We start from the raw sequence: 22511 nt of genomic DNA on the forward strand, positions 1-22511 counted from the left end.
GAAAAAATCTGGTGAAACGAAAGGGTGGGACGACGTCGGGCATCAAAGTTCTTCGGCGGCAACGGAGCTTTCTTCAACGTCAGGCACCGCAACGGCGGCCGCTTCAACGGCAGGTGGCTCTATGCAGCCGTCCACGATGTGAATGCAGCGATCGGCAATACGGGCAAGTTCCTCATCGTGCGTGACGATGACGAAGGTTTGTCCCATGGTGTCGCGCAGACGAAAGAAAAGTTCGTGAAGTTCGCGACGATTGCGTGTGTCGAGCGATCCGGTCGGTTCGTCGGCAAAGATAATGTCGGGCTTGTTCATCAACGCTCTGGCCACGGCGACACGCTGCTTTTCGCCGCCCGAAAGTTCGGAAGGCTTGTGGTGCGCACGCGGTGTCAAGTCCATAAAATCAAGCAGTTCGAAGGCGCGGCGTGTTGCTTCCGAACGAGATTTTTTGGCAATCAGTGCGGGTATCATCACGTTTTCGAGTGCCGTAAATTCGGGCAGAAGCTGATGAAACTGAAACACAAAACCGATGTGCTCGTTGCGAAAACGCGCCAATGCCGATTTCGACAGTTTCGTGACGTCGCAACCGGCTATTTCGAGGCTGCCCCCGTCGGGACGATAGAGCGTGCCCATGACTTGGAGCAATGTGGTTTTGCCGGCTCCCGAAGGGCCGACGATGCTGACGACCTCACCGCGCTCAATGCTGAGATCGATATTTTTGAGCACTCGGAGCGTGCCGAAAGACTTGCTGATGTTGTTTAGCGTAATCATAAATCCGTGATCTACGGTGAAGAAAATCGGTAGAGGAATGAAAGGGGGTTATTTTTGTCTGACAGAAATACCGCTGCGCAGATCGGAGGTGATGTTGCTCGCTGCTCCCGACTGTGCCGGCACGACGATCATCGAACTGCGAGAGGAGAAATAGCGTTCGAGCTGTTCGGGAATGCGGTCGATGTAGCGATGATAAGAGGGCATGTCCTTGTGGGCATAGATGAAGACGATGAGGTGATCCTGCCTGAGTCGCTCGGCCACCGACAAGAAGTCGTTCCACGAAAGATGCTCGTGGTATTCGGCATCGACAATGCGATGCTCGCCCCTCAACACCTCTTCCACGGCTTTGAGGGTGGTCGTGCCGCTATACACGGAGATACGGCTGCAAGTCTGCGTGGCGAGCATGGCCATGCGGCGACACCAATGCCGAAAACCGGGGTCGAACTCGGCCTTGCGCGGCACGACGATGTGAATGCGGCGAATGGTATGCACCGGTATGAGTGCCCTGTAAACGATGATTTGCTGACGCGCAGCAGCGATGAGATCGGTGGTAAACTTGCCGTAGAAGGTTTCGCCGATGTGCTCTTTCTGATGCAGACCGACCAAGATGTCGGAGGCTTCATACTCTCTTGCACTGTGTACAATGCCCGTCACCGCATTGACCGACCAACGGCAGTGGGTTTGCATCCTGACGTTGATGGCAGCGGCCATTTTGGCGGCATAGTCGAGTTGCTTTTGGGCGGCGGCACGCTTTTCGGCATCGTCGTCCAACACGACACTCACGGCCGTGAGTTCGGAGGTGGGAACCGGCGTGCGGAGCATGAGAGCCATGTTTACCATCGGAATGACGGTCTGCGGATTGTTGAGCGCGACAAGGAGCGTGTCTTTCGTTTCGCCCGAACTTTCCTGCTTCGCCTCACCGGAGAGAACGATGTCTTTGGCCGCTCTTTCCGTGGCCAGAGATGCCACCACGCACGAGCCCAAAATGAGCAACATGGCGGCATTGAGCACGTCGTCGCCCAACAACCTGCTGCCGTCGGGCAAAATAATGTCGTAGCCCACAAGCGCAATGGCCAGCGTTGCCGCGGCTCTTGCGGCCGACAAACCGACAATGAGCCGACCCTCGAAACGAGTGAGCCCAAACAGCTTTTGCGAAAGCCATGCCGCAACACCCTTGCCGACGACACCCGTCAGCAGCATTATCGCAGCCAGCAGCACCACGCTCCGATCGGTGGTCATCGCGCGAATGTCGATGAGCATGCCCACACCGAGCAAGAAATAGGGTATGAAGAGGGCGTTGCCCACAAACTCGATGTGATTCATCAAAGGCCCGGTGGGGGGAATGGAGCGATTGAGCGCGAGCCCGACCAAAAAGGCACCCAAAATGCCCTCCATGCCAACCCACTCCATCAACCCTGCACCCAAAAACACAAGCGAAAGGACATAGATGTATTGCACGATGCTGTCGCCGTGACGACGAAAGAACCATCGGCACAATCGGGGAAACACCAACACGATCACAACACCGACCAAACAGATCTTGGCGATGAGTTCGAGCAGGTTGAAGTCGGTCACGCCGGGCTTATTGACACCGCCGACCACGGCCAACACCAACAGCGTGAGGACGTTGGTGATGATCGTGCCACCGACGGCGATACCCACCGCACGATGTTTCGACAAACCCCAACGCATCACGAGAGGATAGGTCAGCAGCGTGTGGGCGGCATACATAGAGGCCACCATCAGCGAGGCCGGAACGGTGAAGCCCAACAGCCAATGATTGACTGCAAAGCCCACACCAAAAGGCAGAGCAAAGGAAATGAAACCGAAACCGATGGCGATATTGCGGTTTTTCATCACATCGGTCAGATTCATTTCGAGCGAGGCAAGAAACATGATGTAGTACAAACCTACCTTGCCAAACAGCTCAAACGAAGCGTCGCGATCCAACAGACGAACACCATGCGGCCCGATCACCATGCCCGCCACAATCAGTCCGACAATCGACGGAAGCCGAAGGCGTTCGAGCATCATCGGAGCAAAGAGGATGACACTGAGCACAAGGAAGAAAATCCAAGTCGGATCGGTGATGGGCAAATGCAGAGCAGACATGAAGCTTGTATAGAACCGCAATAGGTATACATTCAAGTATATAAATCGGCTACAAAGTAACAAAAAACTTTGCAATCCGGCCTATTATTCCCTCGGAAAATCATATTTTTGCAACTGAATCACTCGTTTTCTTTGCACAAGCGCAATGCACCGCAAAGCAACACAAACTTTTTGTAACATGAACGTAGCCATCGTTGGCGCCAGTGGCGCCGTCGGCCAAGAATTTCTTCGCGTATTGGCCGAACGCAATTTTCCCATCGACGAGCTTCGACTCTTCGGATCGAGCCGTAGCGCAGGTACGACCTATCAATTCCGCGGAAAAGACATCGTCGTTCGCGAACTCCGCCACGACACCGATGACTTCAAAGACATCGACATCGCTTTCACCAGTGCCGGAGGCGGAATCAGCCAAGAATTTGCAGCCGACATCACCCGACACGGTGCCGTGATGATCGACAACACCAGCGCATTCCGCATGGATCCGGAAGTGCCCCTCGTCGTGCCCGAATGCAACGCAGCAGATGCCCTCAACCGCCCGCGCGGCATCATCGCCAACCCCAACTGCACAACCATCATGATGGTCGTGGCACTCCAAGCCATCGAAAAACTGTCGCACATCAAAAGAGTTCATGTTTCCTCCTATCAAGCCGCTTCGGGAGCAGGAGCTGCCGCCATGGACGAATTGGAAATGCAGATGAAACAAATCGTCGGCGGAGAAAAACCCACGGTGAGCAAGTTTGCCTACCAACTGGCCTACAACGTCATTCCTCAAATCGACGTTTTCACCGAAAACGGCTACACGAAAGAGGAGATGAAAATGTATCACGAAACGAAAAAGATCATGCACTCCGACATCGACGTGAGTGCCACTTGCGTCCGTGTGCCCGTGATGCGCAGCCACTCCGAAGCCATTTGGGTCGAAACCGAACGCCCCATCAGCGTCGAAGAAGCTCGCCAAGCCATCGCCGGCGGCGAAGGTCTCACGCTTCAAGACAACCCTGCCGAAAAAGACTACCCCATGCCGCTCTTCCTTGCCGGATGCGACAACGTCTATGTGGGTCGCATCAGAAAAGACTTGGCCAATCCCAACGGACTCACCTTCTGGCTCGTGAGCGACCAGATCAAAAAAGGCGCGGCACTCAACGCCGTGCAAATCGCCGAATGGCTCATTGCCAACAACGGCCTCAACAAATAAACAAAAAAACATCGCCGCCGCAACCGCACCCTTCGGGTCGGGAGCGACGCCGATGGGAGGCTTCATGCTTCCTTTTACACAAGCCCCAAAAACAACCGCGTCACGCCCCAATGGGACATGACGCGGTTTATTCGTGTCTTAAACGGTGGTTCTCGCGGCTTATTCTTCGTAGGGAACGAAGTCTTCTTTCGTCACACCGCAAATGGGGCAAACCCAATCTTCGGGGATGTCTTCGAAAGCGGTGCCGGGCTCGATGCCGGAATCGGGATCTCCTATTTCGGGATCGTAGATATAGCCGCAAGGTTCACAAAGATACTTTTTCATTGTGTCTGAATTTAAATTTAGTAGTCTACTTATCTGATTTATACGAATATTGTGTGAAGATGTTTTCCATCTTCGTTTGCAAAGATGAAGAAAAAAAATGAAACAAACAAATTATTCAAGATATTTCCGTTGTAAAAAATGTCGGGACGGCCATTCTAAAAATCCGCAGTTTTGTTTTGACGACAACAGAGAAAATACACAGAGCGACAGCCTCTGAGGATTTTCGATTCGGAGAATGCTCGCACCGGTATCCCTCCTTGCTCACCGAACAGCCGGCAAAGCCTCGATCTCGGAAGAGTTTTTGGCAGATGAGCGAATGTCTTTGCGACAAAAACATCGCATCGTGGGAGATAAGTGACGGTTATTTGGATTTCAACTGCGCTCAATCCCACATTTTTTGTACTTTTGTAGGCACAATGCCCCATACGACCACTTTGCTACGGGGCGTCTGTTTTTCGTCAAGCATTGTCTTTTCCTATGTCTGTCATCGCACAACGACACATCGTATCTCGTCTTCAAAAACAATGGTCGGAAGGACGCATACCTCACGCCTTGCTTCTTGCCGGCCCGGAGGGTTGCGGCAAAATGCCGCTTGCCCTTGATTATGCCCGATTGTTGCTCTGCGAACAGCCGTTGAAAGAAGAAGAGCAGGCACGCCCTTGCGAAAAATGCCGCGGATGCGCCATGTCTCGCACAGCGGCGCATCCGGATCTACACTTCGTCTTTCCCGTCATTCGCCCCAAGAATGCTTCTTCGGCTTCGAGGGTGGTGTGTGATCTTTGGCTGAAAGAATGGCGAGAGATGCTCAACGACGGCGTTTACTTCGATCTCGCCGCATGGGAAGAGCGCATGGGCATCGAAAACCAACAGCCGATCATTTATTCGGACGAGAGCGAAGAGATTTTGCGGAAAGTGAGTCTTGTTTCCTCTCAGGGCGGCTACAAGGTGGTTGTGATCTGGCTGCCCGAACTGATGCACGTGTCGTGTTCCAACAAACTGCTCAAATTGCTCGAAGAGCCGCCGGCGCAAACCGTGTTTATCCTCTGCTCGAACCAACCCGAAAAACTGCTGCCCACCATTCTCTCGCGCACACAACGCATCGACATGAAAGCATTGCCCGAAGAGGAGATCGCCGCTGCGCTTCGGAGCGAAAGAGGACTTTCGGAAACCGATGCCGCACACATAGCCCACCTTGCCGCAGGCAGCTACACAAGGGCGTTGCGGCAAATATCAGTGAACAACGATGAGCGAGAATTTCTTGACATGTTCATCCTGCTGATGCGCAAATGCTACTTACGCGACATCAAAGAAATGCATGCTTGGAGCGAACACATCGCAACGTGGGGTCGTGAGCGACAGAAGGCATTTCTCGACTATGCACAGCGGCTCGTGCGCGAAAATTTTGTGCTCAACTTCGGACTGCCCCAACTCAATTTTCTCTCAAAAGACGAAGCCGCTTTTTCCGTGAATTTTGCACGATTTATCAACGAACGCAACGTCATCGGCATCACCGAAGAATTGGCCTTGGCACAGCGCGACATTGAGCAAAACGTCAATGCCCGCATGGTCTTCTTCGACTTTTCCTTGAAAATGATCGTTTTACTCATTCAGTAGTTTATACTCCCCAACTCACCCATGCTCGATATTTTCATTTTGGTCGTCACCGCTTGGTCGCTGTTTTCCGGCTGGCGAAACGGTTTGCTCAAAGAGCTGGTTTCCACCGTCGGCTTTTTGGTAGGTCTGCTGGTGGCTGTTGCTTTCTACTCGGCTTTCGGCCGTTATCTTTCCGTAGACGGCACCGAAGCCAACGCCGTCACTTCGCTGCTGGCTTTCTTCATATTGTGGGTGGCCGTTCCCATTGTGTTGGGAGCCGTGGCCAACATGCTCACCAAAGCCCTCAAAGCCGTTTGCCTCGGCACTATCAACAGCATACTCGGAGCGGTGGTGAGTTTCATCAAGTTTTTCATTCTTCTCGGTTGCATTCTCACCGCCATGTCGGCTTTGGGCATTCTCAACGCCGAACGCACGGAAGAGAGCCTGCTTTACCGGCCGATACAAGCCAATTTTTCGGCCTTTGTGAAAAATGCGTTTGGCATAACCCTCTCTTCGGACGACGCTTCTTTCCGACAAGACCGGAATGAGCACGACAGCGCCGCCGCGTCCTCCGACACGACGCGGATCGACGTATAGACCGAGGTTTGCTACGGAAGTTTTACGAGCATGACCGTTTGCAACACCCTTTGACGCATTGACTTCCCGAAATCATCATCAACTTCTAATAAATCCCCATCTACTCAATTATGTCATCTGTAAAGTTTTACCTGCCGGAAGAGCAAGTACCTTTGGAAATGCACAAGGTGCGTGTTGTTCAAAAACTACATCTCCTCCCCGTCGAAGAGCGTCTTGAAAAACTGAAAGAAGCCGGAAACAACACCTTCTTGCTGCAAAACAAAGATGTCTTCATGGACATGCTCACGGATTCGGGCGTCAATGCCATGAGCGACAATCAAGTGGCGGCCATGTCGATTGCCGACGACTCTTATGCGGGTTCCGAAACTTGCAACCGACTGCTCGACTCCATAAAAGAAGTGTTCGGAACGGAACACTTTCTCCCTGCCCACCAAGGACGTGCTTGCGAAAACATCTTGGCCGAAACATTTGTGAAGCCGGGCATGTTTACGTTGATGAACTTCCACTTCACCACCACCAAAGCACACATCACGCGCATGGGCGGAAGCGTCATCGAACTGGTGCGCCCGGAAGGTTTGGTGCCGGCCAACGACGAGCCGTTCAAAGGAAATTTCGACATTCCCCGCCTCAAACAAACCATCAAAGATCTCGGAGCGAAAAACATTGCTTTCGTGCGCATCGAAGCCGGAACGAACCTGATCGGCGGACAACCCGTGAGCCTCGAAAACATGCTCGAAGTAGCCAAGATCTGTAAAGAAAACGGCATTCTGAGCGTGCTCGACGCCTCGCTCCTGCAAGACAACCTCTACTTCATGAAAATCAGAGAGGAACAGTGCAAGGAGATGAGCATCAAGAAGATCATGCACAAATTGGGCAAGGCGATGGATCTGATTTATTTTTCGAGCCGCAAACTCGGTTTCGCCCGCGGAGGTGCCATTATATCCAACAACGAAGAGCTCATTCTCCGCATGAAAGAATACATACCTCTCTACGAAGGCTTCCTCACCTACGGCGGCATGGAAGTGCGCTCAATGGAAGCCATGGCCGTGGGGTTGCGCGAAACGCTCGACATGGAAATCATCAGTCAAGGCCCTCTCTTCACCAAATATCTCGTAGACGAACTGGACGCTTACGGCGTGCCGATGGTGAAGCCTGCCGGAGGTTTGGGCGCACACGTCAATGCCGGCGAAATCGTGCCCCACATTCCCCACGGAGAATATCCTGCCGCTGCATTGGCCACGGCGTTCTACATCGCCGGCGGCATTCGCGGCATGGAGCGCGGCACGCTTTCCGAACAACGCAATCCCGACGGTTCGGAACAACACGCCGAAATGGAACTCGTGCGCTTGGCATTGCCCCGACGCGTGTTCACCCTCTCGCAAGTGAAGTATTGCGCCGATCGCGTGAAATGGGTTTACGACAACCGCCACCTCATCGGAGGCCTGCGGTGGGAAGACGAACCGAAAGTGTTGCGTTTCTTCTTCGGACGCCTTCAACCCATCGGAGATTGGCAGGAGAAACTGGCCGCCAAATTCCGTGAAGACTTCGGCGACTCGCTCTAAAAACACCTCGTTTCGCCCGGTCGTTCTCGAAAGGCGAAACACAGCAAAGACCCCTCGGAGAATATCCGAAAAACGTGTAAGCTCCATGACAACAAGTCGTTGTTCAAACCACTTGATTTCAACCTCTCGGAGCTTACACGTTTTTATAAAAATAGCACAGCCCTTCGCTCAAAGAGATGAGAATCACCTCTTTCAGCTATTGTCGATGCCGAAATTACTCCTTACCTTTGCAAAAATCCGCATTTTCGGAGAAATGCTGCGGAAGAACGAAGGGGAAACTCGGAGTATTCGGACATCGAAAAGTCTCGATGACCATGCGTTTGCCGTTCAAAAAAAGAATATTTATCATTTCAAAATAATATTATGAGCGTAACAAACATTATTGACGAAGAAGAAGTCACCATCGTACAAGGAGTGAATGGCATTTTACTGTGTCGCGAGTCATGGATGAACGACAGTATCGAAGCGTGGAACGCAAAACACGAAAACGAAATTCCCGACACGGACAACTAATTGCTAACCAACTTATTTTCAAACCTTAAAACATATTCAAAACAACTCATGCAAAGTATTATTGTAGCATTTGTCGTATTTTTTTCTTTACGTTTGGTATCACTTTCCTATTCCATCCGCAACGAGAAACGCCTGCTCAAAAAAGGAGCCGTTCAATACGGCAAATTCAACTCACTGCTATTGACCTTGGCACACATCGCGTTTTACTTCACCGCCCTCTATGAGGCTTACGCTTCGGGCACGGATTTCAACACCTTTTCTTTGAGCGGCCTTGCAGTGATGAGTTTTGCTTACATCATGCTGTTTTATGTGATCTACAAACTGAAAGACGTGTGGACATTGAAACTCTACATCGTGCCCGAACATCGCATCGAAAGAAGTTTCTTGTTCAGAACGGTGCGTCACCCCAACTATTTCCTCAACATCATTCCCGAATTGATCGGAGTGGCCTTGCTCTGCAACGCTTGGACAACACTTTGCGCGGGACTGCCCATTTATCTCATTTTGCTCGTCGTTCGCATTCGCCAAGAAGAACAAGCCATGAAAACATTGTGGTAACAGAGAGATAATACCCTATTTCGAGGCGCGACAAACAAAGATGCCGAAGACAGAAACCGATTGCAAACTCGGTGTTCTGTCTTCGGCATTTTTCATACCTTTTCGGTTCGGCCGTCGATCGCTTTTTCTTTCGTGTCGGATCGTTTGTGGCAATGAGAAACGCTTCAAGAAAGATGAAGCAATTCCCTGACGAGCGGCACGACGCTGTGGTTGAGGATTTTGTCGTTCAAACGATGGCCGCCGTCGAAGAGGCGGAAATGCGAAGGGTCGTAGTGACGGAGAAACTCCTTTTGGTGGTTCACGCTTTCGTCTTTTTCGCCAAACAATCCCCACACCTTTGCCCTGTCGCTGTCGGTGATGTTTTTGAAACTGCCTTTTTCGAGCGTTCCGAACTGTTCGATCATCGTTTTGTCCACCTTGAAGTCTTTCGCGCCGTCTTCCCTTTTGTTGAGAAAATCGCGCCGTCCCATGCCGCGAAAGGTGAGCAGGCGCGCCATTTGAAAAGAGGGATTGACCAAGATGCGGAGTGTGTTGCGCAGCTGTTCGGCATAGAAAGCTCCCATCGACGTACCGATGATGAGATCGGGCTTTTGGGCAGTCACCAGATTTTGCAGAAAAGGAAAAGCCTCGGCAGGCATGATGGGAACGTCGGGCGAAAGAACACGAACACCTTGCTCATAGAGCATTTGTCGCAGCATCTGCGGCGTGCCCGAAGCTCCGCTCGACGCAAAACCGTGGATGTAAAGAATCGTGGTCATAACCGTTTTTTATTGAACTCTCCTAATTTTCATTGACTCTCCAAACGTTGGTCAAAGCTATGCCTTCTTGCGCCAATAGCTTCATTTTCGGAGAAGTTTTGAGGATTTGATTACCACTTGTCGGCACCCAAAAGAAAGGGGCATCGGCTTTGATGTCCGAAATTTTCTCTGCCCTTTCCCTTAACCACTCTTTGAGCCATCTCCCTTTTTCTATGACCTTTTGCACTTCTCCCTCAGTGGCACCATGCACTTCTACGAAATATACTTTCCCCGCATATTCCACGGCATAATCCCAACGGGAGGCTTCCGGATACCTATCTTTTACGCTTTTGTCAATATCCAAACTTGCTTTCAGCAGCCGCATATTGATGGGCTTGAACTTCGCACGATCTGCCGAAGGAATGGCTTGCAAGCCGTCTTTGCAACAGCCTCTCACTTCCTCGATTTGGTCGGCGGCGGCTTTAAGAGGAGAAGAAACGGAACGCGTCATAACCGGCTCATGTATTTGGCAACAACTTCCGAAGTGCGTCCGGCAAAAGACGCCAAGCCGCCCCATTCGGCGATGTATGGATTTTCGTCGCCGGCATCCAAAGAAGAGATGTCTTTGGTCACTACTTTTTGCGTTGTCGTATCTCGTGAAAAATAATAGGTTCGGATGGTCTTCGAGAGCATACTTTCGACGACATGAGCAGCCGAAGAGCCGGCGTCCATACCAAAAAGTTCGTAAACCCCTCGTCCTTGTTCTTTGTCTTTCAAAAGGTTGAACGCCCAAGCAAACTCCAAGAAAACGGGAGAATGGGTGGAGACAATCACCTTATAGCCCAAGCCGACCAACTCCAAGATTTGCAACAGAACACTGATGATGGCTTGCGGATGCAACCCCATTTCGGGTTCTTCTATCACGACATACTCGTATTTGTTTTTTTTGAGCACTTGTGAGGGGGAGCCGGCAAGACAATAGAATGCCAACAGGAGCGGAATAAATTCCTTTTGTCCGGCACTCCATGCCATAAAAGGAATTTGCATACCATCGGTGTGGAGAAACATTTTTTTCTGTCCCATTCTTTCTTCCAACAACACCTTTGCATCGTGGAATATACTGTTGTTGAGAGACAGAAGTGTTTCCTGATTGAGTCGTTGGTTGAGAGGAAACAACTTCCCGCTTTCCGACAAGCCTTGCTGCATGAACAAGCGAAGCGTTTCGCTGAAAGCTCTCAACACGTAAGGCGTCGTGTTGTCAAACTCCATGAAGTTTTTGGGGCGACCGTCGGTAAGACTCAGTATTCTCTGTGCCGGAACATAGAATACGCGTTCTTCTTTTTTTTCAATCCTATATGAAAGTGTTTCCTTCAAGAAGGCATCTCCATCGGAACAGATGCTGCTGTTTTCGTTCCAAATCTTTGCCATTCCCTCTCCATAGTACAGGTTCAACACCTTGTCCGTGTCGTTCGTCGTGACGTAGCTGTATTTCTCCAAAGTGTCTACAATGGCATCTTTGTCAATCCACAGTTTCATGGTTTCGAGAAAAAGGCTTTTTCCCCCGGCTTGCGCTCCGACAAGAAACGTGAGATTTCCCGGCATGACAGAGGCTTTTTGGATAGGCCCGAAATTGACGACTCTAAACTCTTTCATGGAGTGAAATATTTTGCAGATTATTTGTTCAACTTCCAAGTGGCACCGTCTTTGGTGTCTTTGACGAGGAAGCCGAGGGCGGTGAGATTATCGCGAATTTTGTCGGACGTAGCCCAGTCTTTGTCGGCTTTGGCTTTGGCGCGAACTTCGAGCAAGAGATCCACGGCCTGTCCGAATGCGGCTTCTCGCCCGGCATTGCCACCCTCTTCGGCTTGCAGTCCGAGGATGTCGAAACAAAACGTGGTGAACACGCGGCGCAGGGCGTCGAGACCGGCGGCGGTGATGCTCTCTTTCCCGTCGGCCAAGGTGTTGATCGTGCGGCAGGCCTCGAAGAGGTGGCTGATCATGATGGGCGAATTGAGGTCGTCGTTGAGAGCCTCATAACATTTCTTTTCGATTTCGGCGGCGTAGGCCTCGGTGAGTTTCCCCTTGTCGGAAGCCTCGATGCGGCCGAGCTGACGCAGGGCGTCCATGAGGCGTTCGAGTCCTTTTTGAGAGGCTTGCAGGGCTTCGTTGCCGAAGTCGAGGGTGGAGCGGTAGTGCGCTTGGAGAATGAAGAAGCGGATAGTCATCGGCGAGTAGGCTTGTTCGAGCAACTCGTGGCCGCCGGTGAAAAACTCGTCGAGGGTGATGAAGTTGTTGTAGGACTTACCCATCTTCTTGCCGGCTATGGTGATCATGTTGTTGTGCATCCAGTAGCGCACCATCTGTTTCTTTTGCGAAGCCACGGCCTGTGCGATTTCACACTCGTGGTGGGGGAACACCAAGTCCATGCCTCCGCCGTGGATGTCGAACTCTTCGCCGAGATACTTGCGTCCCATGGCGGTGCACTCGCAGTGCCAACCGGGGAAGCCCTCTCCCCAAGGCGACGGCCAGCGCATGATGTGTTCGGGCTGGGCGCGTTTCCAAAGGGCGAAGTCGACCTGATTGCGCTTTTCGCCCACGCCGTCGAGCTCGCGACTGGCATCGTGAACGTCTTCGAGGTTGCGGCCGGAGAGAATGCCGTATTTGAAGTCTTCGTTGTACTTCACGACATCGAAATAGACCGATCCGTTGCTCTCGTAGGCATAGCCGGCTTCGAGGATTTCTTCGACGAGGCGGATTTGCTCAATGATGTGCCCCGATGCGTGCGGTTCGATGGAGGGGGGAAGGACGTTGAGTTTTCCCATCGCCGTGTTGAAACGGTTGGTGTAGTGTTGCGCCACTTCCATGGGTTCGAGCTGTTCGAGGCGTGCTTTTTTGGCAATTTTGTCTTCGCCCTCGTCGGCATCGTGTTCCAAATGGCCGACGTCGGTGATGTTGCGCACGTAGCGCACTTTGTAGCCGAGGTGGAGGAGGTAGCGATAGAGAAGGTCGAAGGTGATGGCCGGACGGGCGTGGCCGAGGTGGGCGTCGCCGTAGACGGTGGGGCCGCACACGTACATGCCGACACGGCCTTCGTGGAGGGGGATGAAGCGTTGTTTGGTGCGTGTGAGCGTATTATGGATGAAAAGCGGATTGTTCATGATGAGGGCAGGTTGTGTTTTATATGGTTAAGCGGAGCGTAAAGAAGAGATACTCCCTTGTGTTTGAATGTCGTTTTGAGGAATGAGAAGAAAGCGTGCGTCCGCACCCTCTCGGAGGAAAAGGAGGGAGGAGAGATGCCGGTGAGGTCAGACCATGTCGAGCAATTCGAGCTCAAAGATGAGGGTGCTGTCGCCGGGGATGTCGCGGCCGGCTCCCCGTTCGCCGTATCCGGCGGCGGCCGGAACGTGGATTTCCCATTTTTCACCGATGTGCATATTGACCAATGCCACCTGCCAACCGGTGATCAGTTCGTTTACGCGAAAGGCGACGGGCGTTCCGTTGCCACGGTGCGAGGAGTCGAATTGCTTGCCGGTGATGAGCCGTCCGGTGTAGTGCACGGTGACCACGGTTCGGGGCGAAGGGGTGCTTTCGAGCTTGCGGCGTCGGCGTTCGTCGGGTTCGTCCGAAGGGTCGGGGGCAGCGCGGAGCACGCGGTAGAGCACGCCGCAACGGAGTTCGCCCACGTCGGGTTGTCGGCGGAGTGCGGCGAGATGGGCTTCGTTTTCTTTTTTATAGGCCGCCTTGTCGGCAGCGGTCATTTTCTTTTTGTGCGCCATGAGCAGAGAGAAAAAAGAATGGAGGGGTGCGAAAGTTCGTTGAGGACGACTGCCTCGACAAAGGAGGCGGAAAAAACTACCTCAGAGGTGGAAAATTCTGCACCGCGGAGTAGGAAATTCTACCTCTGAGGTAGATTTTCACCGTTCGGCTTCCGCCATCGCCGCTTCCGCAGACGAGCGTGAGCGGCAGAGCGGTATTATTTTTTGCGATGCACGTAGGCTCCATAGGTCGTGATGACCACGAAGCAGAGAAGGGGAATGATGAAGCCGGCGGCCATGTTGTGGGCATCGGCGATGAGCCCCATCAGCAGCGGAGCGATCGCACCGCCAACGATGCCCATGATCAGAAAAGAAGAGGCCATTTTGGTGTGCGTGCCCAAACCGCGCAGGGCGAGGGCAAAAATAGTGGGAAACATGATGCTTTCGCAGAAATAAACGAAGAACAGAGAATAGAAGCCCCACTGCCCGGGCATGGCCACGACGAGCGTCGTGGCGATTGTTGCACCAAGTCCGCAAAACATGAGGAGACGTTCGGGCTTGATGTAGCCCATCGCCCAACTGCCGCCCATGCGGCCGAGCATGAACAAGCCCATGCAGCCCATGCCGAGGAGTTGCGCGGCGGTGCTTTCGCTGATGGCGGTGTTGTCTACGGCATAGTTGATAAAAAAGCTGTTGATGCCCGTCTGTGCCGCCACATAGAGGAAAATGGCGAGCAGTCCGAAGAGGAAGTTTTTGTGGCGAAAGAGCGATATGCGGCTCGTGGGCTGCGGCTCGTCGATCTCGATGAGGTCGTCGGTGGTTTCGGGGGCGGCTTCGATTTCGGGCAACTTCATTCGAGAAAACACGGCGGCAATCAAAATCACCACCGTTCCGATGATGGCATAGGGCAGCGTGATGTTGGGCGCACTGCCGTCGGCGGTAAAAAGAAAGGCTCCGCCCACGAGCGGCCCCACAATCCAACCGAAGCCGTTGAACGATTGTGCGAAATTGATGCGCCTCTCGGCCGATTCGGGCTCGCCCAAAACGGTAGCATAGGGATTGGCCGAGGTTTCGAGAAAGGTCAGTCCGCAGCCGATGATGAACAGCGAGAAGAGAAAAAACTCGAAATTCATGATCTGTCCGCCCGGAATGAAGAGCAAAGCCCCCACGCCGTAGAGCAACAGACCGGTCAGAACGCCCACGCGATAACCCCACCGCGTGATGACGGCACCGGCCGGGAGAGCCATGAGGAAATATCCGCCGTAGACCACGGCCTGAATCAAAGCCGAACGAGTTTTCGTCAGTCCCATTTCGTCTTGAAAATACTTGTTGAGCACGTCAAGAATGCTATGGGCAAAACCCCACAAAAAGAAAAGTGACGTGATGAGCAGAAAGGGTACGAAAAAATTGCGACCATCGCGCGTTTTGACAAAGTTCATATAGTATATGCTGTTTTACGAGTGTTTGGAGACAAAGTTAAGCATTCGTCGAGAAACGACCGATGAAAAAGCGGCTTTTTCTTATTTCCGACCGACAAAATCCCTCAAAAAGACTTTGCGCTTTTCAAAAAGAGCGTAATTTTGCACCTATAAATTCATTCTGCCATGAAGAAAAAAATCGTTGTTCTCACCGGAGCCGGCGTGAGTGCCGAAAGCGGATTTTCCACCTTTCGCGACAAAGACGGCTTGTGGGAAACGCATCCCGTCGAACAAGTGGCAACGCCCGAAGGCTGGCAGGCCGACCCCGTGTTTGTCAATGAGTTTTACAACGGACTGCGCCGCCAACTTGTCGAAGCCTCGCCCAACGAGGCACACCGCCTGCTTGCCCGACTCGAAAAGACTTACGACGTGACGATCATCACGCAAAACGTGGACAACCTCCACGAACGGGGAGGCTCGTCGAAAGTAATTCATCTTCATGGCGAACTGATGAAAGCCTGCTCGTCGATCGCTCCCAACGATCCGCAACACATCGTCACGCTCACGCCCGGAGAAATCGATATCCGGCCGGGACAGCTCGCCGGCGACGGCAGTCTTTTGCGCCCCTTCATCGTGTGGTTCGGCGAGCCTGTTCCGCTCATCGAAGCCGCTGCGGCAGAGGTGGCACAGGCCGACATCTTCGTCATCATCGGCTCTTCGCTCGCCGTCTATCCGGCCGCCGGCCTCATCCGCCACTGCCGTCGGGGCATTCCCGTCTTTCTCATCGATCCGCAAGAAGTGCGACTGCCGGCTCATGCCTCGGTCGAAATCATTCGAGAACCGGCCACGATCGGTGTGGCACGCCTCATCGAACTCCTCAACAACCTCCCATGACGTCTTCCGACACCGAACTCCAAATACTTCATCGCACGCGCCTGCTCGTGGGCGACGATGCCTTGTCGCGCCTCCGAAACGCACGCGTCATCATTTTCGGCGTGGGCGGCGTGGGCAGCTGGTGCGCCGAGAGCCTCGTGCGCTCCGGCATTCGCCGGCTCACGTTGGTCGACTCCGACCGCGTTTGCATCACCAACATCAACCGCCAACTCATGGCCACGCTTCCCACCGTGGGACGCGTCAAAGTCGAGGCCTTGCGCGAACGCCTGATCGACATCAACCCCGAAGCCGAGATCAAGGCCGTGCAAGACATCTACAACGCCGAAAATGCGGCTTCGTTCCACCTCGAAGACTACGACGTGATCGTCGATGCCATCGACTCGCTCGCCGAAAAGACACACCTCATTCTCACCGCCACTTCGACAAAAGCCCTCTTTGTTTCGTCAATGGGGGCTGCCTTGAAAATGGATCCCACACGCGTGGCCGTGGCCGAGTTTTGGAAAGCGTCGGGATGTCCTTTGGCTCGGGCATTGCGCAATAAATTCAAACGCGCCAAAACCTTCCCCTCGCGCAAATTCAAAGTCGTGTACAGCGACGAACTGCTCCCAAATGTGGGCGTGCAAATCCTCGAATGCCCCGAACCGACCGTGGCCGACACGACCGACCGCCTCGAAGGACGAGCCGACCTCATGACACACGACTGGAACACCAAGAAAGCACAAATCAACGGCACCGTGGCACACATCACCGCCATTTTCGGCTTCACCCTCGCCGGACTGATCGTTGCCGAACTTTCCAAAGAATAGTTTCGGAAAGTTGTTTGAAAAGCCATGACACACACGGCAACCATCGCCTTTTCAATGAAACCACGGGAAAAACTCCTCAAAACGACCCGATCAAGACAGACAACACCCAAACCGCCAAAGTCGATATTTTAGCAGATATACAGTTTCTCTGCGGTCTGTCAATGGCCATCACAACATACGACACAACGCAAACCGCGCCTGAACTTTTCAGTTCAAGCGCGGTTTGCGTATTGCAAAGAACGAATGTCGTTCCTTCGAGATTAGGCTTGTACAACGGCCTTTTGGGCGCGACGTCCGTAAATTTTGTGGGCGATCGGTGCAGCAAGGAAGATTGAAGACAGCGTACCGAAGATAACACCCAAAATCATGGCAAAAGAGAATGAGCGAATGGCATCGCCACCAAGGAAGAAGATGCAAAGCAGCACCAAAAGGGTGGTAAACGAAGTCATAATGGTACGAGTCAACGTATTGTTGATAGATTCGTTGAACACACGTTCGGTTTCGCGCGAGGGATACAGACCGAGATTTTCGCGGATGCGGTCGAACACCACCACCTTGTCGTTGATCGAGTAACCGATCGCCGTGAGAACGGCACCGATAAAGGTTTGATCGATTTCAAGCGAGAACGGCATCCATCCCCAGCAAATAGAATACATAGCGATAATGAGGAATGTATCAATCACCAAGGCCGCAATGGCACCGATAGAGAAAGCCACGCTGCGGAAACGCACAAGAATATAAACGAATATGGCGATCAGCGAGAAGAAGACGGCGATGATGGCACCGCGAGTCATGTCGGAAGCCACACTCGGGCCTACCTTTTGGGCGGAGATGATAGAGCCTCCGGCGCGGTTGTCGCGATCTTTGAACACATTGTAGTCAGCCTTGATAAGACCGGCCTCATGGAGAGATTCCCAAATGAGGTGTTCCACTTCTTGATCGACCTCTTGATCGTTTTGCTCAATCTTGTAAGATGTCGAAATACGAACGGCAGGATTTTGCGTTGTCACGATGGCAAGCGTATTGACCGTGGCTTGTTCGCCGGTTGAAATAATCTTGGTCTCAACGGCTTTCTTCACATCTTCGGGAGAAACTTTTTGTTCAAATTCAACCACGTAGTTTCGACCACCCGTGAAGTCGATGCCGCGCTGCAAACCGCGAACGGCAAGGGATAGACCACCGACAATGATGAGCAAACTGAAGATGAAGGCACTCTTCTTGACCATCGACATAAATGCGAAACGAGTTTCGGAGAAGAGTTTTTGAGAAATTCCGGTCGTAAAGGTAAGACCGAGCCACTTTTCTTTGCCGAGGAAATGCTCGTAAGCGATGCGAGTGAGCCAAACGGCGGTGAAGAAAGAGGCAACGATACCGATACCGAGCGTCATGGCAAAACCGCGGATGGGACCCGTTCCGAAATTATAGAGAATAACGGCGGTGATGACTGAGGTGAGATTGGAGTCGAAAATCGCGGAGAAAGCGTTGCCGTAACCGTCGGCGAGTGCCTGTTTGATTTTCTTGCCGGCGCGCAACTCTTCTTTCGTGCGTTCATAAATAAGCACGTTGGCATCCACTGCCATACCGAGCGCAAGCACCATACCCGCAATACCACTCATGGTCAATGCGGCTTGGAAAGAGGTGAGCACTCCGAAAGTGAAGAAGAAGTTGAGCACGAGAGCGGCGTTGGCCACCATGCCGGGGATGAAGCCGTAAAATACGCACATGAAAATCATGAGCAACACGAAAGCCACGACGCAAGCCGTAAATCCGGCCTGAATGGAAGCGGCACCGAGGCTCGGACCAACGGTTTCTTCCTGTACGATGTTGGTGGGAGCAGGCATCTTACCGCTTTTGAGGACGTTAGCCAAGTCTTGGGTTTGCTGGGTGGTGAAGTTTCCGCTGATTTCGGAATTACCGCCGTTGATTTCACTTCTGATAACCGGAGCACTATACACCACGTCGTCAAGCACAATGGCAACGGAGCGTTTGATGTTGCGCTTGGTGATCGTAGCCCATTCGCGAGCACCGTCAGACGTCATTCTCATAGAAACGACGGGTTGGTGGTGTTCGTTGTAGTCGTCTTTGGCGTCGGCAATCACTTCTCCCGCAAGGGCAGCTTTTCCTGCCGTGCGGCGCAAAGCATAGAGGGAGTAAATACCGTTTTCGGGGCTTACGCTCCAAGCCAGTTTAAGATCGGCCGGCAAAACCTCGGCTGCCATTTCCGAGTGGAGAATGCTGTTGATGGCTGCCGTATCCGTGGAGAGGGCATAACCCACGACACAAGATTCGGGATGTCCCATCGACACAAAGTGTCCGATGAAAGGATTGGCTTTGAGGCGTGCGGCATTTCCGGCAGCTTGTTTGGCGTTGACCGTAGCGTTTTCTTCTTTTTTGCCGGAATTTTTAAGGGCTTCTGCGGCCGATGCCGTTGCCTTTGCCGTGTCGCCGACAGCTGTCACGTCTTGTTTCGTGGCACCGGTTTCGCCGTCAGTTTCGGTTTCGGTGTTGTTTTGGGTGTTGGGTTTGGTTTGGGCAAGCCGGCTGTCCAAGGAAGAAATGGCCGCTTGCACTTCGGAAAACATATAGGTTTCCCAAAATTCGAGATTGGCACTGCCTTGGAGCAGTTTGCGAACACGTTCGGGCTCTTTGATACCGGGCATTTCGACCATGATCTGCCCCATTTGTCCGCGACCTTCAAGGATTTGTATATTGGGCTGTGCCACACCGAAGCGGTCGATACGCTGCTGTACGACTTGATAAGAGTTGCTGACGGCAGCTTTCACCTCTTTTTCAAGCGCAGACTTCACCGCCGCATCAGAGCTGTTGGGCGTGATGCCTGAATCTTTGAGTTTGAGCGAGAAGATACCTCCCAGTTGGTTTTTACCCACTTGTTCCTGATACTTGCGCACGAAGACATCGAGGAAGTTTTCCGATGAGTGAGCGGCTTCGGCACGAGCCTCTTCGATCACTTTTTTCATCTTGGGATCTTCGGCATTGCTGCCCGCAAGGTTCTTTACTACATCGGGCACCGACACTTCAAGGATGACATTCATGCCACCTTTGAGATCCAGCCCCAAACCGATTTGCAGCGTTTCGCAAGTTTTGTAGTCGTAGCCGAGCCACACGCTACCCTCGCTCTGACGCAGAGAGTCCAAATAAGCCCTGCCCGCAACTTCGCCCATGGCTTCTGCCTTTTTCTCGTGGTGAGAAGTCACAAACGAGAAACTGAGATAGAAGATGCAAATGAGCGTCAGTAAGCCGGCAATGACTTTGACAAATCCTTTGTTTTGCATTTGATTAGAATTTTATTTATAAAGTTTTTAATTGTTTTACGGATAAAAAGGGGTATCTCGTGTCGTGAAGACAGACCAAAGAGCATGCAAATATAGCGATTTATTTCCATTCACAAGATGAGAGCTTGTCAAAATACATATTTTCCTTGTTTGTTTAATGCCTTTCTTATCGAAAAATAATTAACTTTGCCAACAAAATCAGCGGCTTGCAGTCTTCGGCAAGCAACGTGAGGCCGAAACAAACGGCTTCGCAAACGAACTTTCGAACACATTCTTATATTTATAATGAGCGAAAAGCAATTCAACCGTACTCTCGTCACTGCCGCTTTGCCTTATGCCAACGGCGGAGTCCACATCGGCCACCTCGCCGGTGTTTATGTTCCTTCCGATATTTACTCGCGCTATCTTCGTCTAAAAGGCAAAGATGTGCTTTTCATTTGCGGTTCCGACGAACACGGAGTTCCCGTCACGATCCGTGCCCGCAAAGAGGGGTGCAGCGTTCAAGAAGTGGTCGATCGCTATCACCGACTCATCAAGCAGTCTTTTGAAGATTTCGGCATATCGTTTGACATTTATTCCCGCACCACGAGCGACACACACCGTCGCCATGCCTCCGATTTTTTCCGAACGCTCTATGAGAAAGGAGAGTTTTTGGAAAAAGAAACCGAGCAATACTACGACGAAGAGGCCAAAACATTTTTGGCCGACCGGTATATCACCGGCGAATGCCCCCACTGCCATTCGGCGGGAGCTTATGGCGATCAGTGCGAAAAGTGCGGAAAAGACCTCTCGCCCACCGAGCTGATCAATCCCGAATCGAAAGTATCGGGCAGCAAACCCGTTTTGCGCAAGACCAAGCATTGGTATCTTCCGCTCGACAAGCACCAAGAGTGGCTCCAACCTTGGATTGAGAGCCATCCGGAGTGGCGTTCCAACGTGAGCGGCCAGTGCAAAAGCTGGTTCGACATGGGACTTCAACCCCGTGCCGTGAGCCGCGATTTGGATTGGGGAATCCCCGTGCCCGTGGAGGGAGCGGAGGGCAAGGTGCTCTACGTATGGTTCGATGCACCGATCGGCTATATTTCCAACACCAAAGAACTCCTGCCCGACACTTGGGAGCAGTGGTGGAAAAGTGAAGACACCCGCCTTGTGCATTTCATCGGAAAAGACAATATTGTGTTCCACTGTATCGTCTTTCCCGCCATGCTAAAAGCCGAAGGCAGCTACGTTTTGCCCGATAATGTTCCGTCAAACGAATTTCTCAATCTCGAAGACGACAAGATTTCCACTTCTCGAAATTGGGCAGTCTGGCTGCATGAATACTTGCAGGATTTCCCCGGCAAGCAAGACGTGTTGCGCTATGTTCTCACCGCCAACGCCCCCGAAACGAAAGACAACAACTTCACATGGGCCGACTTTCAAGCGCGCAACAACAATGAGCTTGTGGCCGTCTACGGCAACTTCGTGAACCGCGCGCTGCAACTGACATGGAAATACTATGACGGCATCGTGCCGCCTTGCGGCGAGCTCACCCCAACCGACCTTGCCACCGTCGAAGAGTTCAAGAGCATCAAGGCCGAAGTGGAGCGTTTGATCGAAGGTTTCCGTTTTCGCGATGCGCAAAAAGAAGCCATGAATCTCGCTCGCATCGGCAATAAGTTTTTGGCCGACGCCGAACCTTGGAAAGTCATCAAGACCGACCCCGAACGCGTGAAAACCATTCTCCACATCGCTCTGCAACTTGTGGCCAACCTGTCTATCGCTTTTGAACCTTTCCTGCCCTTTTCTTCGGAACGCCTGCGCGGCATGATTTCCCTTTCTTCCGCCGACTGGGGACGTTTGGGAAGCATGGATCTTTTGGACGCCGGCACCCGCCTTGCCACTCCCGAATTGCTTTTCGAGAAAATCGAAGATGCCGCCGTCGAAAAACAACTCAACCGTTTGGCAGAAATCAAGAAGCAAAACGAAGCCGAGAATCACCGCGCCAATCCCGTTCGTCCCGACATCGAATTTGCCGATTTTGAAAAACTCGACATCCGCGTCGGCACGATCCTCTCTTGTGAGCGCGTGCCGAAGATGAACAAACTGCTCAAATTCTCCATTGCCGACGGCCTCGACAATCGCACCATCGTGTCGGGCATTGCTCGCCACTACGAACCCGAAAGCCTTGTCGGAAAACAAGTTTGCTTCATTGCCAACCTTCCGCCTCGCACTTTCAAAAACGGTCTTGTCAGCGAAGGTATGATCCTTTCCGCACTCAATGCCGACGGTTCGCTTTCGGTCATCACCCCCGACCGTTCGGTGTTACCCGGTTCGGAAGTGTGCTAAACGCCAAACAGCCAAGGCCGACAAAATCTCTTTGCTCCGCCCCCCAAAAAATGCGGCTCGC

Annotated in this window: 19 protein-coding genes; 9 read left to right on the forward strand and 10 right to left on the reverse strand. The window is 52.4% G+C overall.

The genetic code is table 11. The annotated features are described in order from the left end of the window. Nucleotides 1-42: 42 nt before the first annotated feature. Both EII14_RS00320 and EII14_RS00325 read right to left on the reverse strand, forming a co-directional pair. Nucleotides 43-765 carry an ABC transporter ATP-binding protein gene (locus EII14_RS00320; RefSeq protein WP_124930582.1) on the reverse strand — a complete coding sequence of 241 codons (723 nt, stop codon included), beginning with the start codon at nucleotides 763-765 and terminating at the stop codon, nucleotides 43-45. 48 nt (nucleotides 766-813) lie between these two features. Then, nucleotides 814-2877, reverse strand: a complete 2064-nt coding sequence (locus tag EII14_RS00325; protein ID WP_124930583.1) for a cation:proton antiporter — start codon at nucleotides 2875-2877, stop codon at nucleotides 814-816. A gap of 178 nt (nucleotides 2878-3055) precedes the next feature. Between EII14_RS00325 and EII14_RS00330 the strand changes: the two genes are divergently transcribed. Beyond that, nucleotides 3056-4072, forward strand: coding sequence for an aspartate-semialdehyde dehydrogenase (locus EII14_RS00330; protein WP_124930584.1), 1017 nt, complete (start codon nucleotides 3056-3058; stop codon nucleotides 4070-4072). Nucleotides 4073-4231: 159 nt separating this feature from the next. Here EII14_RS00330 and rd read toward each other — a convergent pair whose 3' ends face one another. After that, entirely contained in the window at nucleotides 4232-4396 is a 165-nt protein-coding gene (gene rd, locus EII14_RS00335) for a rubredoxin (RefSeq protein WP_124930585.1), read from the reverse strand. A gap of 477 nt (nucleotides 4397-4873) precedes the next feature. On the opposite strand from rd, the gene EII14_RS00340 reads away from it, so the two are divergent. The 5 genes from EII14_RS00340 (at nucleotide 4874) to EII14_RS00355 (ending at nucleotide 9219) form a co-directional block, all read left to right on the forward strand. Further along, the gene (locus EII14_RS00340) at nucleotides 4874-6010 is read left to right on the forward strand and encodes a DNA polymerase III subunit delta (protein WP_124930586.1); all 1137 of its coding nucleotides are present in this window, start codon (nucleotides 4874-4876) and stop codon (nucleotides 6008-6010) included. A 21-nt stretch (nucleotides 6011-6031) separates the two neighbouring features. Further along, nucleotides 6032-6586, forward strand: coding sequence for a CvpA family protein (locus EII14_RS00345; protein ID WP_124930587.1), 555 nt, complete (start codon nucleotides 6032-6034; stop codon nucleotides 6584-6586). A gap of 110 nt (nucleotides 6587-6696) precedes the next feature. Next, nucleotides 6697-8148 (forward strand): tryptophanase, encoded by a 1452-nt coding sequence (locus EII14_RS00350; protein WP_124930588.1) that lies wholly within the window; start codon nucleotides 6697-6699, stop codon nucleotides 8146-8148. Between the two features lie 363 nt (nucleotides 8149-8511). Continuing rightward, a complete protein-coding gene (locus EII14_RS09395; RefSeq protein ID WP_199733836.1) occupies nucleotides 8512-8661 on the forward strand; it encodes a hypothetical protein in 150 nt (49 codons plus the stop codon). Nucleotides 8662-8709: 48 nt separating this feature from the next. Then, nucleotides 8710-9219, forward strand: coding sequence for an isoprenylcysteine carboxyl methyltransferase family protein (locus EII14_RS00355; protein ID WP_124930589.1), 510 nt, complete (start codon nucleotides 8710-8712; stop codon nucleotides 9217-9219). A gap of 164 nt (nucleotides 9220-9383) precedes the next feature. Here the strand turns inward: EII14_RS00355 and EII14_RS00360 are convergent, their stop codons facing one another. The 6 genes from EII14_RS00360 to EII14_RS00385 all read right to left on the reverse strand — a co-directional run bounded on the left by EII14_RS00360 (nucleotide 9384) and on the right by EII14_RS00385 (nucleotide 15150). Beyond that, nucleotides 9384-9977: a YqiA/YcfP family alpha/beta fold hydrolase gene (locus EII14_RS00360; RefSeq protein WP_124930590.1), complete on the reverse strand. Its 594-nt coding sequence runs from the start codon at nucleotides 9975-9977 to the stop codon at nucleotides 9384-9386. Nucleotides 9978-9999: 22 nt separating this feature from the next. Continuing rightward, on the reverse strand, nucleotides 10000-10467 hold the full coding sequence (locus EII14_RS00365; protein ID WP_124930591.1) for a hypothetical protein: 468 nt from the start codon (nucleotides 10465-10467) through the stop codon (nucleotides 10000-10002). Continuing rightward, nucleotides 10464-11609, reverse strand: a complete 1146-nt coding sequence (locus EII14_RS00370; protein ID WP_124930592.1) for an AAA family ATPase — start codon at nucleotides 11607-11609, stop codon at nucleotides 10464-10466. The genes EII14_RS00365 and EII14_RS00370 overlap by 4 nt, the downstream gene beginning before the upstream one ends. A gap of 20 nt (nucleotides 11610-11629) precedes the next feature. Then, nucleotides 11630-13114: a cysteine--tRNA ligase gene (cysS, locus tag EII14_RS00375; RefSeq protein WP_124930593.1), complete on the reverse strand. Its 1485-nt coding sequence runs from the start codon at nucleotides 13112-13114 to the stop codon at nucleotides 11630-11632. A 147-nt stretch (nucleotides 13115-13261) separates the two neighbouring features. Beyond that, nucleotides 13262-13732, reverse strand: a complete 471-nt coding sequence (locus tag EII14_RS00380; RefSeq protein WP_233569310.1) for an FKBP-type peptidyl-prolyl cis-trans isomerase — start codon at nucleotides 13730-13732, stop codon at nucleotides 13262-13264. A 197-nt stretch (nucleotides 13733-13929) separates the two neighbouring features. Then, the gene (locus tag EII14_RS00385; RefSeq protein WP_124930594.1) at nucleotides 13930-15150 is read right to left on the reverse strand and encodes a sugar MFS transporter; all 1221 of its coding nucleotides are present in this window, start codon (nucleotides 15148-15150) and stop codon (nucleotides 13930-13932) included. Nucleotides 15151-15315: 165 nt separating this feature from the next. Here EII14_RS00385 and EII14_RS00390 point away from each other — a divergent pair, with 165 nt between their 5' ends. Next, the gene (locus tag EII14_RS00390; protein ID WP_124930595.1) at nucleotides 15316-16023 is read left to right on the forward strand and encodes a Sir2 family NAD-dependent protein deacetylase; all 708 of its coding nucleotides are present in this window, start codon (nucleotides 15316-15318) and stop codon (nucleotides 16021-16023) included. After that, nucleotides 16020-16829, forward strand: coding sequence for a ThiF family adenylyltransferase (locus tag EII14_RS00395; protein ID WP_124930596.1), 810 nt, complete (start codon nucleotides 16020-16022; stop codon nucleotides 16827-16829). Before EII14_RS00390 ends, EII14_RS00395 begins: the two co-directional genes overlap by 4 nt. Before the next feature lie 260 nt (nucleotides 16830-17089). Here EII14_RS00395 and secDF read toward each other — a convergent pair whose 3' ends face one another. Next, nucleotides 17090-20122 carry a protein translocase subunit SecDF gene (gene secDF / locus EII14_RS00400; protein ID WP_124930597.1) on the reverse strand — a complete coding sequence of 1011 codons (3033 nt, stop codon included), beginning with the start codon at nucleotides 20120-20122 and terminating at the stop codon, nucleotides 17090-17092. A gap of 285 nt (nucleotides 20123-20407) precedes the next feature. On the opposite strand from secDF, the gene metG reads away from it, so the two are divergent. Beyond that, the gene (gene metG, locus EII14_RS00405; RefSeq protein ID WP_124930598.1) at nucleotides 20408-22450 is read left to right on the forward strand and encodes a methionine--tRNA ligase; all 2043 of its coding nucleotides are present in this window, start codon (nucleotides 20408-20410) and stop codon (nucleotides 22448-22450) included. Nucleotides 22451-22511 lie beyond the last annotated feature (61 nt).

Source organism: Alloprevotella sp. OH1205_COT-284 (assembly GCF_003859795.1).
GTDB lineage: Bacteria > Bacteroidota > Bacteroidia > Bacteroidales > Bacteroidaceae > Alloprevotella.